This is a genomic window from Rahnella sp. RcJ3 (assembly GCF_009498575.1).
In the GTDB taxonomy this organism is placed as follows: Bacteria; Pseudomonadota; Gammaproteobacteria; order Enterobacterales; family Enterobacteriaceae; genus Rahnella; species Rahnella aceris.
This window is the reverse complement of the sequence record NZ_QSNX01000040.1, coordinates 1-10,856: the sequence shown is the minus strand read 5'-3', so window position 1 is coordinate 10,856 and position 10,856 is coordinate 1. Positions and strand designations below refer to the sequence as shown.

The window sequence follows — 10,856 nt, the reverse complement described above, 5'->3', positions numbered from 1 at the left end:
TTTGACTGACATAAACACTCCTTCATTAGGCCTCCATTATGAGGCAAAAAAGTGTCTACGAAACCCGGGTCTATTCAGAAACTGCAATCAAATGGGCTGAAGAACGCTTTCAACAAGCTAATCTCACCGCCCATTTTATTGTTGGTGATGTCTGCAACCTACCTCAATTTTCGGATTTAGAGTTTGATCTGATTGTTGATGGTAGTTGTTTGCATTGTCTTATTGGAGAAGTCAGGCAACGCTGCCTGGCTGAAGTAAAACGAGTTCTTAAACCCAAAGGGCACTTTGTGATCAGTTCCATGTGTGGGAGCCCCCACAACCCTGAAGACATTGACTGTTATGATATCGAAAAACATCAATTGCTAAAGAATGGTCAACCTTGGCGTACCTTACGACCACTTCAGGCATTGCTGGATGAGGTGCGGGAAGCACAATTTACCGTTCGCGCTACAAAGATTAATAATAACCCATGGTGGGATCATGCAACTCTCGTTTGCTCTGCACTCTAAGCTCATCCAATTGGTAAGATTGATAAAGTGTAATGTGATTGTTAAGCACCAAGCTAACTCCTGGCAGTTATGAGCGAGGAGCGGACATTGTGCCTGAAAATGTAGCCGGACAACTGCGTTTGGATATACTTTATTCCCAAGGTAAACCTTGCTCCCAGCTTTCCACAAGCAGGTCAATAAAGGCCCGAATTCGCGGGGATAAATGTCGTTTACTGGGATAAATGAGCCGAATAGGTTCCGGAGGGAAAGGATACTCCTCAAGCACCGGTATCAGCTTACCACTACGTAAATCCTCCCCTAGCAAATAGGTCGGTAAGTGAACGATACCAAATCCGGAAATTGCCGATGCCCGCATGGCTTCCGAACTGTCGAGGTTTAGCCGCCCGGGTCCTTCATACACAAAAGTACCTTCCGGAGTCGCAAACCGCCAGCTGCGTCTCTTTTCTGCACTCAGAAGAAAAATAGTGTCATGCCTGGTTAAGTCTGCGGGCGTTTCTGGAACGCCCCGTGAGGACAAATATTCTGGAGATGCACAAGTGACAATGTGCTGCGAAGCAATCGTTCGGGTAAGAATGCGCGAGTCATCGCGGGGTTCACCGATGCGAATGGCAATATCAAAGCCTTCTTCAATAAGATCAACAAACCTGTCGCTAAAGGACACCTCCGCACGAAGTTCCGGCCACTTTTTCAGATAAACATCCAGAATGGGAAGGATATGGCGCTGCCCAAAAGAAAGCGGAGCACTCAGCCGGAGAGTCCCCGTTGGTTTCCCCCTGCGCATGGCCATGGCGGCATCGACCTCTTCCAGGTCATCCAGTATCTGTCGGCAACGGTCGAACATGACCCTCCCTTCATCAGTCAGACTCAGACTCCGGGTGGTACGGTTAAGGAGACGAACACCCATACGCGTTTCGAGCCTGACAATACTCTTGCCAATGGCAGAACGAGTGAGCCCGAGGGAACCCGCTGCGTGGGTGTAACTCCCGGCTTTTACAGCCGCGACGAATGCGGCGATATCACCAATACTGTTGATCTCCATGCTTTATTTATCTCCTTTAATACGGGCTTTAACGTACCCTGATACGGGAAGCACATTCCCTAAATGTTTATATACTATAGGTTCCTGTTATTTTTTAACGCAAATACAAACAGGAATAAAAATGCTGAATCAACAAACCAAACAAGCCGTAAAAGAATGGTCAGAAAGCCTGGCCGGCCTGGGTCCAATCCTTACGGGTGAGGATACCGTAACGCCTATGAGTGAGGTACGTGACGCCTATACCCGTATGCTGGCTAAAAATCCTGCACCTTCCGGTGTCAGTTTTACTGAAGTCGACATGGGGGGCGTACCGGGCACGCTGGTGACGCCTGACAAACTTGAAACTGATGCCATCGTTATGTACATCCACGGCGGGGCTTATATTGTCGGCGAACCGGCGGGCTATCACGGTATTGGTGGTAACTACGCCAGCATGCTGGGCGCACGGGTTTACATGCCGGATTACCGTCTGGCACCGGAGTATCCTTTCCCCACGCCCGTTACCGATACCGTTCGTGCGTATGAGTGGTTGATTGAACAGGGCTTTGATGCCAGCAAAATCTTACTGGCGGGCGAGTCTGCGGGCGGAGCAATGGTGGTTACCATTATGGTAGCTGCACGTAATAAAGGCCTGCCACTTCCGGCCGGCGGTGTTTCCATTTCCCCATGGGCCAACCTTGAGCATACGGGCGTCTCCATGACCAACCGGGAAGGTCTTGATCCTCTGAACACCAAGGCCGGCCTGGATTTCCTGGCACGCACCTTCCTGGGCGATGCGTTACCTAATCACCCAATGGCATCACCGGTGTTTGCGGATGTGACGGGTCTGCCGCCGGTGCTGGTTCAGATTGGCGAGAATGAACTGATGCTGAGCGACGCGATGCGGCTCGCAACTCATCTGGGTGATAACCGGGTTCGCGTAAATTTGGAGGTTTGGCCGGGTATGTTCCACGCCTGGCATTTCTTCTCCACGCTGCAGCCAGAAGCAGTGCAGGCTCTGGAGAGCTCCGTCGCCTTTATGAAGCAGGTCCTGCGGGATGCTGCGAAGTAATCATCAATGATGAACTAAATAACGGGCGCGACTGACTGCGCCCGTCAGGAGTGAAAATCCCCCATTTACAGATACAACTCACTTATCCGCCGGATCTTGCCTCACATAGCGCATATAAGCGCGTATTCCGCCTGGGCCGCCTGACCTTCGGCTTTATTATTATGCCGCTTGAAGGTTAATCAGTCGGCCTTCCTGATAATAGGCCGGATTATCCAGGAGAAAACGTATGACTCAGGGGGGCGAAATCTACGGTGCTCATTACCGGGTAAGAATGGAAACAGACGCTCACAATCATTGGTCAATATGCTTGAGAGAATATAATTCTGGCAGGCTTGCGGTCGCTGATGTATCAGGCACTGATATCTCATTATCTCGTAACAGATGAACGCTGCGCGCTCGTTAACAGTGCCGGCAACTCTTTTTTCAGTTCTTCAATCAAGGCTCTCACTTTAGGAAGCACCGTGTGAGTCCTGGGCCACATTGCAGAAATGGGGGTGGGCGGTGCCTGAAAGGTGGGTAGAATTGCACGAAGCTGCCCCTTTTTGATGGCATCACCGCATAACCAGTCCGGAAGTTGCGTCACCCCACATCCTGCGATAGCCGCTTCCAGCATGGCTTGACCATTATTAAAACGGTAGGCTGAGGAAACAACATGTCTTACAACGTGCCCCTCTTTGCCCCGGATTAGCCAGTAAGTTTGCCCGTCTGATGGTAACCCTGAAATGCATCTGTGTGATGAAAGCTCACGAAGATCAATGGGGATGCCTGCTCGTTCCAGATAGCCCGCTGAGGCACAAATGATAAGCCTTTGCTCGCCCAGGCGGGTGGCAACCAAATCACCTGAGTCAGGCAGGGGGCCAAGCCTCAGTGCAAGGTCAAAGCCGTCTGTCGCGGGGTCGCGAACCCGATCGCTGAAATCAACTTCGATATTCAGGGCCCGGTATTTTAACGCCATGATATTGAGTAAGGGCATAATGAAAAGGTGCCCAAAGGCCACGGGAACCGTCAGCCGCATCAGTCCAGACGGCTCGACTATCCCCGCCTCTATTCTGCTTTCGGCATCTGAAATCATATCCAGAGCAACAGTGCAGCGATTGAAATAGATCTCACCTTCCGGTGTCAGCGACAGGCTTCGCGTACTGCGGTTGAGTAAGCGAACCCCCAGCCGAATTTCCAGACGCTTGATGCTTTTGCTGAGTGCAGAACGCGTCACGCCTAAACCCTCAGCTGCAGCAACGAAACTGCCTTTTCTGACGACTTCAGTAAATTCCTGTACGCCATTGAGTTGTGCCGTCACAAATATTGGTTCCTTTATCTCAACACTGAGGGTCTTTTTGCCCAGGTAATCATGGCCTTCAAATAAGGATAAGATCGTTGCTAACAGATTTTTACCATGAAATGGCTTCAGGAGACAGAATGAGCGAGTTACTGAATATCTATACAATGAATGGAATAAAGCTTAATAATCGTGTCGTTATGGCACCAATGACCCGATCGCGGGCCTATGACCATGTTCCCACTGACAGTATGGTCACCTACTATCGCCAGCGCGCAACAGCAGGTTTAATTGTTTCCGAAGGTTCACCTGTTTCAATGGAAGGCCGTGGACAGGCTTACACGCCGGGAATTTACACTGACGAACAGATAGAGGGCTGGAAAAAGGTGACTGAGGCAGTACATGCGCAGGGTGGGAGAATATTCATCCAGCTTTGGCACGTAGGTCGTTCCTCTCACATTGCTCACCAGCCTGATGGGCAGGCACCGGTCAGCTCCGTCTCACGCGTGGCAGAAGGCTGCACCACTCACATTCCCGGTGATAACTGTCAGTCTGTACGCGTATTTCACAGCCAGCCCCGCGCATTAGCAACGGATGAAGTCCCGCGGGTGACACAGGATTTCGTTCGGGCGGCTAAAAATGCTATCGAGGCGGGTTTTGACGGTGTGGAGATCCACGCGGCTAACGGCTACATCTTCGAGCAATTTATCAATGGTGGACTTAACGACAGGACAGACCGCTATGGCGGTAATATTGCTAATCGCCTGCGGTTTACGCTGGAAACGGTGGATGCCGTCTCTGCAGCCATCGGGAGTCATCTGACAGGTATCCGTATTGCACCCTTTGGCCGCCTGCAGGATATGCATGGCTTTGATGATGAGCAGGATACCTGGTTATCTTTGGGTATCGAACTGCGTCGTCGACATCTCGCATATGTGCATTTGAGCGATCAGGAATCTCTGGGAGCTCAGGCCATTCCTGCTGGCTTTCTGACAAAGTTTCGCGAGGCCTACGAAGGTACCCTCATCGTCGCGGGCAGCTATACACAGGAGCGTGCTGAACTGGCACTCAGAGAAGGTTATGCCGACTTAATCGCATTTGGGCGTCCTTTCATAGCCAATCCTGATCTCGTTAAACGCATGAAAAATGGGTGGCCGATAGCTATTCCTGATAAGGATACGTTCTATACTGGGCGAGATGCAGGTTATATAGATTATCCCACGTATCACGTGGATTAAGCTTCCCTGAAACAGAAATGCATCTGAAATGCATCTGAAATGCATCCTATCCGCATGCTCGCTAAGGGTCCCGACAACTATTTTTGAGTTCGTCTGATCTGCTCCCTTATGAGTAGCACACTCAATTGTTGGTGACGTCCGCTCCTGACCAGCAGACAAACACGTGACGCTGAAGGTCTGCTGAGAGCGAACAGCAGACGTTCGCAGTTGTTCTCATTACTGATGAAGGCATTACTTAAATCGCGGTGTGTAAATCAACGGGGGATTAAGTCATATGGCCTGAGATGCTTCACGGTATTGACGAGAGTGTCGTTCTAGCAAGACCTATCGCCGTCAGCCCAGCGCTTGATATCACTTATATTTGGCGACCTGATGCCCACACTCAAGATGTTCTTGGTTGTGTATAGGCTGACCTGTGCTTTGTCCCCATCATGTCTTTCTATTTCAATTAGCGTGTTGTTAATCAACAGTCCCTGCGCAAGGAGCTTTTGATTGATCTCACCTTCATTGCGCTCACCGTCAAACTCGCTTAATACGATGACCGGATTTCCTGAATATGCCTCATATTCCAGGCACTGCCTTGCCATGTGCCTTAAGGTTCGATAGGTATCGGAGGGCTCCGTCTTGCTCGTGAAGCTGCCGTCATAGGATGATTGACTGCTTTTTAATTCGCTGACGGTTATGGCGCACCCGCTGATTGAGATAGAAAATAATAGTGTAGACAGCGTCAAATATTTCAATTTCAACTCCATTGTTCTGACAGAGGCCCTCCGCTGGGCTGGTATCAAAATCATGTTTTCTTTCAGGCGGACTTGTGGTTTGGAAAGTCAACAGTAACCATGAGCCCACCTTCTGCAGACGTACTCAGGCATACGCTGCTGTTGTGTTGCTGCGCAACCGCTTTGACTATGGCAAGCCCCAGTCCACTCCCGCTTTGTATCTGATTGGGATCGCGAAAAAACCTATCGAACACGCGCTCCCTCAATTCAAATGGAATGCCGGGCCCTGCATCTGAAACACGTAGCTGAGTAGATTTATCAAGTGATCGTACATCTACCTCAACCCGTCCGCCCTCAGGGCTGTACTTCACGGCATTTTCAATTAAATTATCAATCAGCGACATCAGGCGTTCCCTGACGCCTGTGATCCAGACTTCATCATCAGAGTAGAATTCGAGCTCAATCCTGCGCTCAGCCGCCAGCGGTGCCAGTGCAGCCATTCGCTCTTGTATGAGCGTTGTCAGCGGCACAGGCTCCATAACAGTGTCAATGCGCACTTCGCTGTGCATCATCAGTAGCAACTGATTGACAAGACGCGCTGCACGGCTATTGCTGCGAATAATCCCTGCAAGCAACTCCTGTTGATTATTACTGCTTACATAGGACTGCAACGCCTCCACATTGATTCGCATCGCAGCCAGGGGGGTACGCAGTTCGTGAGCGGCATCTGCAATGAAAACCCGTTCCCTATCAGAACTCTCTTGTACCCTGGCAAGAAATAGATTAGTAGCGTCCACCATTTGGCGAAGCTCCATGTGCTTTGGCACTTCTTTTAAGGGAGAGAGATCTTCTGAAGTTCGTAAGGAAATTTCATTTATCACCTTGTTCCAGGGTCGCATTGCAATACGGATTGACAGCCACGCGGGAAACAAAAGAAAAGGAATGCACACCAGTAGCGGCAATATGTAGTATCCACGCGAGTTCAGGTATATAAAAAAGTTCCAGCCTCCGGCAGGCGTGACAAGTGTTACCTCCGCATCGGATCTCCCGGACTTGAGAGTACGGCTAGTCCAGGTGCGACCTTCACTCTGAATGCTCTGAATTTTCCCATACAGGGTGTTTGTCACCCCTGACGGAGCGCCATCAGATGAATAAATTATCTCTTTATTCTTCCGAACGATTAGGCTGATTGACAGTTTAGGATCTTCACCTCCGCCATAACCTTCCCGCAACGCTGTGCTGAACTTTTCCAGCACCGCGTTGCGATCCTGCGGGCGATCATCCATACGATCAACCAATGTAAGAATGGTTTCGTAGGTATTGCTGCCCGTTAGCATCGGGGGGCTACGCAAGTTCTCCCACAAAATGTAGGTCAGAAAAAGACACCAAAGCAGTGTAAGCAGTAACATCTGGGCGATCATAATTCGCCGTACGAGCGTTGGAGTTCTCAGGTGGCGCCAAAAATTTCGCATCAACCAGCCCCTTTCTGAATCGGTACGGTATCAATGACATACCCTACGCCCCTCACCGTTCGTACATAACCGTCGCCGATTTTGCGACGTAAATTACCCATATGCACATCGAGTGCATTGCTCATATTTTCTTTGGCGCCGAATATCCTTTCTTCCAGAAACCTTCGTGTAAGCACGCGATCAGTGCGCATCATTAAAGTTTCAAGCAGCGCGTATTCACTTGCCGTCAACTCAACATTCCGCGCGCTCACTGTCACGCGACGAGTCGGCACGTGGAGAGATAACCCACGAATTTCTATCACCTCATTCTCAAAACCGTAACTGCGTCGCGCAAGTGCTCTTACCCTGGCCAACAACTCGGCGAGAACAAAAGGTTTGACGAGATAGTCGTCAGCACCGGCATCCAGCCCGCACAGGCGATCCTGCAGGGTGCCTCGCGCGGTCAGAATGATGACGGGGATCCCCTTGAGCTGCTGGCGCAAGTACGCCATCAGGCTCATGCCATCGCCGTCGGGCAGTCCGAGGTCGAGCAACACAAGTTCCGGCACGCAGGCATCGAGTTGATGCAGCGCATCCACTTTGCGGCGAACCCATATGACATCTAATCCTTGATCTGCAAGGGCAATACGTACGCCGTTGCCGAGATCCAGGTCGTCTTCGATGAGGAGAATTTTCACAATAGTTACGTTATCAACAGTGAATGAAGAACGTCTGAAGAAAAAAACGGTATCAGGAAATTTATCAGGTTTGTGTCACCGGTACGTGCTTAAGTATTTCTTCATTTTTAGCTCATGAGAACTTTAGGGTGCGTATTCAAACTGAGCGTTCTGGCGTTTAAAACCCGCTTGCATCGTAATCGTTTGAATCCATAAGGACTTCTTTAATGAGCAACTTCGAACTGCGTCATAAGTTCCCCTATTCACTCTCAGGACGCACCCTGATAAAAATGCTGCCGGGCGCGCTGCTGGCGTTACTGGCCACCCCAACACTTGCGGCAGAACCACAACAGGGTAACGCCTTAACGTTGGGAGGAGGCGTGGATGTTACGCCACTTTATTCTGGTTCGGATGAAAACCGCGTCACGACAGCCCTGGTGCTTGATTACTCGATGCATAATGGGTTCTTCGTGAGTACCACGCGGGGTATCGGTTACGGCAACAGCACCGGCAAGCTGGATTACAGTACTGCGCTGAGCTATCGCGCAGGCCGTAAGGATCATGACGTGGACAGCGACTCACTGAGCGATGGCAGTGACGACTTGCGGGGTATGGGCGATATCAAAGGCTCGGCTATCGGGGCATTGGGTCTGGGGTATAAGGTCACCGACTGGCTTCATTTGCAATTGCAGGCTGAGGTGCCGTTTTCTCAGCGGGACAATGGCGCGGCCCTGCATTTCGGCATTATCAGCCCGCTTTATAGCTCATCGGAAAATACCGTGACGATGGCGCTGACCAGCAGTTGGGGAACAGGCAACTATATGCAAACTTACTACGGGGTAAGTTCATCACAGTCAGCCGCATCGGGGTTTAGTCAATATGATGCCGGTTCCGGGATTTATGCCTATTCACTGAATATGGACTGGACACACAAGTTCAACCAAGACTGGAGCGTGGTTGCCGCAACAGGCTTTACGCAGTTGGCTGGTGATGCACGCAACAGCCCGATTGTGCAACGAAAAGCATCGCCCACTGGAAGCTTGAAAGTGACATATAGCTTCTGAACGTAGTTCGATTGCACTGTCAATAAATACACACTCGATCCGCCCCGATACAGATGATGGGGCGGTACTCACAAAGGACGTAAGGATTTCACTTAAAGAAAGCTCACGCATTGTTGTTTCTCCTAATTACAGTAACTGGCAAAAATAACGTGCTTATTTCTCATGGAGAGAACCCATTGAGAAGCTGAAATGGCGTAGTGAATGTTTTTTATACCAAATTTTTCCAAGTCTTCCGGAGGGTATGAAAACCATTTCTCCGGAAATCTTTCTTTATAGTCATCTTTTAATTGCGGACAAAATGACACCCTGATGTTCACACCAATTCTTCTATAGAATGCAATGTCATCATTTTTTAATTTTTTAAATTCCTGAAGCATAAAAAAATCATCTTTAGAAATATTTCCTGATACTGTTACTTCTCTCTCAGGTCCGTTGACACCACCATGCCACAGAAGATATGAATTATTACCTAGATATTTATTCTTCCCGGCTGGGAAAATATATGTAGGTGAAGCCCATCAGGCTGCTTCGAGCGAACAGCTGACAAAAGGCCCAATGACGAAACGTCGTAGACAAGCGGCTGCACAAAAGATCCAGATGCATCCCGTCAGGGCTGCTGTCGCAGCCCCTGATAGCCTCAAACCTCGAGTGATTCATGTGCCTTGAACAAAGAGAGAGCTGTTTACAGGGACTTCCCCTTTCGTGCCAGGAAGTACATAATTGATTGATATTTAAACACCACATGGCGTCTTTGTGGATCTCTTCTGAAGTGCGGGGTAACTCTGTATGAATGTGCCGCAAACAAAATCTGAATTGCTTTTAGCAATCGATAAAAATTTCAATAAATTAATTAGTTATCTTAATGCCATCCCCCCCGAACTCACCTTAGATAACTCAATGGATGGACACTGCAAGGGCACGGAAATGAGTGTTCGCGATCTGGTTTCCTATCTGCTCGGGTGGAACACTCTGGTTGTAAAGTGGATCACTTCCGACGGGAAAGGATTGCCTGTTAATTTTCCAGAAACCGGTTTTAAGTGGAATCAACTTGGGCTTCTGGCGCAAAAATTTTACTCTGATTATAGCGAATTGGATTATAACGCGTTAATTACTGAGCTCGAGGAAGTAAAAGATGAAATAGTGAAACTTATTGATGGGCTCACTGATGACGCTTTGTATGCTAAACCATGGTACACAAAATGGACTATGGGGCGAATGATCTCATTTAACACATCATCTCCCTATGCCAATGCTAATGGCAGATTAAGGAAATGGGCGAAAAATAATAGTATCAGCTTAAAATAAAAAAACTCTGTGAATTTGTCACCTTTACTTTGATGAAAATGCCAGGAGATTAATAATGCTGATCTACAACGTTTTTGGACGACACCTTGGGATCAAACGTGAGGGGGAGCGCTGGCTGGTATTCCGCGCAGACCTGACAGAGCGAAAATTTTCCCGGCTTTACGACATCGCAATTCCGAACGATCTGACAGAGGCAGAAATTCCAGGTTGGCTTGATGACATTTTACATGAGGCGGCAACAGAGCGTCATCCGGAGGTGAAGCGTGTCGAATAAGAAATCTGGCTTGCATGCGTAAGTATCCCGCTTAACCGGAGCATTCACTAATAGAGATATTTTGTCACGCCATCCGGACATCGCCTCCTCACCATCGACAACTAATACGCTGTGCTGCTTGTCATGTCCGCCTCCGGCACAGTGAGAAGCGGACATCGTTTTTCGGTCAGGATACCTGTAGTGATGTTATGGACGCCCCTCCCTGAAGTAGCCAGTGCCATACTCTATTGACTGCAATTAATTCAGGAGTGAT

11 protein-coding genes and 1 pseudogene are annotated in these 10,856 nt (G+C 49.3%); 6 read left to right on the top strand and 6 right to left on the bottom strand.

Annotated features, from left to right (window positions below):
- Positions 1-74: 74 nt before the first annotated feature.
- Positions 75-509 (top strand): annotated as a pseudogene (locus DXU84_RS24620) (class I SAM-dependent methyltransferase); the annotation flags it as partial.
- A 130-nt stretch (positions 510-639) separates the two neighbouring features.
- Here DXU84_RS24620 and DXU84_RS24615 read toward each other — a convergent pair.
- Entirely contained in the window at positions 640-1,548 is a 909-nt protein-coding gene (locus tag DXU84_RS24615; protein ID WP_112152431.1) for a LysR family transcriptional regulator, read from the bottom strand.
- Between the two features lie 121 nt (positions 1,549-1,669).
- Here DXU84_RS24615 and DXU84_RS24610 point away from each other — a divergent pair, with 121 nt between their 5' ends.
- On the top strand, positions 1,670-2,599 hold the full coding sequence (locus DXU84_RS24610) for an alpha/beta hydrolase (RefSeq protein ID WP_112198625.1): 930 nt from the start codon (positions 1,670-1,672) through the stop codon (positions 2,597-2,599).
- Positions 2,600-2,966: 367 nt separating this feature from the next.
- Here DXU84_RS24610 and DXU84_RS24605 read toward each other — a convergent pair whose 3' ends face one another.
- Positions 2,967-3,896 (bottom strand): LysR family transcriptional regulator, encoded by a 930-nt coding sequence (locus DXU84_RS24605; protein WP_015697049.1) that lies wholly within the window; start codon positions 3,894-3,896, stop codon positions 2,967-2,969.
- Positions 3,897-4,015: 119 nt separating this feature from the next.
- On the opposite strand from DXU84_RS24605, the gene DXU84_RS24600 reads away from it, so the two are divergent.
- Positions 4,016-5,113 carry an alkene reductase gene (locus DXU84_RS24600; RefSeq protein ID WP_015697048.1) on the top strand — a complete coding sequence of 366 codons (1,098 nt, stop codon included), beginning with the start codon at positions 4,016-4,018 and terminating at the stop codon, positions 5,111-5,113.
- Between the two features lie 314 nt (positions 5,114-5,427).
- On the opposite strand, the gene DXU84_RS24595 is transcribed toward DXU84_RS24600, so the two are convergent.
- From DXU84_RS24595 to DXU84_RS24585, 3 genes are read right to left on the bottom strand one after another with little or no spacing between them, the layout of a single operon-like run.
- A complete protein-coding gene (locus DXU84_RS24595) occupies positions 5,428-5,865 on the bottom strand; it encodes a hypothetical protein (RefSeq protein WP_173362073.1) in 438 nt (145 codons plus the stop codon).
- Between the two features lie 50 nt (positions 5,866-5,915).
- Positions 5,916-7,304, bottom strand: a complete 1,389-nt coding sequence (locus tag DXU84_RS24590) for a HAMP domain-containing sensor histidine kinase (protein WP_112152427.1) — start codon at positions 7,302-7,304, stop codon at positions 5,916-5,918.
- Positions 7,304-7,981: a response regulator transcription factor gene (locus DXU84_RS24585; protein ID WP_013575641.1), complete on the bottom strand. Its 678-nt coding sequence runs from the start codon at positions 7,979-7,981 to the stop codon at positions 7,304-7,306. The genes DXU84_RS24590 and DXU84_RS24585 overlap by 1 nt, the downstream gene beginning before the upstream one ends.
- Positions 7,982-8,187: 206 nt before the next feature.
- Here DXU84_RS24585 and DXU84_RS24580 point away from each other — a divergent pair, with 206 nt between their 5' ends.
- Positions 8,188-9,024, top strand: coding sequence for a MipA/OmpV family protein (locus DXU84_RS24580; protein WP_013575642.1), 837 nt, complete (start codon positions 8,188-8,190; stop codon positions 9,022-9,024).
- Positions 9,025-9,146: 122 nt separating this feature from the next.
- Here the strand turns inward: DXU84_RS24580 and DXU84_RS24575 are convergent, their stop codons facing one another.
- Entirely contained in the window at positions 9,147-9,401 is a 255-nt protein-coding gene (locus DXU84_RS24575; RefSeq protein ID WP_015689969.1) for a hypothetical protein, read from the bottom strand.
- Positions 9,402-9,810: 409 nt separating this feature from the next.
- Between DXU84_RS24575 and DXU84_RS24570 the strand changes: the two genes are divergently transcribed.
- A complete protein-coding gene (locus DXU84_RS24570; RefSeq protein WP_013575644.1) occupies positions 9,811-10,329 on the top strand; it encodes a ClbS/DfsB family four-helix bundle protein in 519 nt (172 codons plus the stop codon).
- A gap of 55 nt (positions 10,330-10,384) precedes the next feature.
- Positions 10,385-10,603, top strand: coding sequence for a hypothetical protein (locus DXU84_RS24565; RefSeq protein ID WP_013575645.1), 219 nt, complete (start codon positions 10,385-10,387; stop codon positions 10,601-10,603).
- Positions 10,604-10,856 lie beyond the last annotated feature (253 nt).

Excerpts from the sequence above, each read along its gene's own strand:
- DXU84_RS24590 (WP_112152427.1), bottom strand. The coding sequence starts at position 7,304 with ATGCGAAATTTTTGGCGCCACCTGAGAACTCCAACGCTCGTACGGCGA.
- DXU84_RS24575 (WP_015689969.1), bottom strand. The coding sequence starts at position 9,401 with ATGCTTCAGGAATTTAAAAAATTAAAAAATGATGACATTGCATTCTAT.
- DXU84_RS24595 (WP_173362073.1), bottom strand. The coding sequence starts at position 5,865 with ATGGAGTTGAAATTGAAATATTTGACGCTGTCTACACTATTATTTTCT.
- DXU84_RS24610 (WP_112198625.1), top strand. The coding sequence starts at position 1,670 with ATGCTGAATCAACAAACCAAACAAGCCGTAAAAGAATGGTCAGAAAGC.
- DXU84_RS24580 (WP_013575642.1), top strand. The coding sequence starts at position 8,188 with ATGAGCAACTTCGAACTGCGTCATAAGTTCCCCTATTCACTCTCAGGA.
- DXU84_RS24600 (WP_015697048.1), top strand. The coding sequence starts at position 4,016 with ATGAGCGAGTTACTGAATATCTATACAATGAATGGAATAAAGCTTAAT.
- DXU84_RS24615 (WP_112152431.1), bottom strand. The coding sequence starts at position 1,548 with ATGGAGATCAACAGTATTGGTGATATCGCCGCATTCGTCGCGGCTGTA.
- DXU84_RS24570 (WP_013575644.1), top strand. The coding sequence starts at position 9,811 with ATGAATGTGCCGCAAACAAAATCTGAATTGCTTTTAGCAATCGATAAA.
- DXU84_RS24565 (WP_013575645.1), top strand. The coding sequence starts at position 10,385 with ATGCTGATCTACAACGTTTTTGGACGACACCTTGGGATCAAACGTGAG.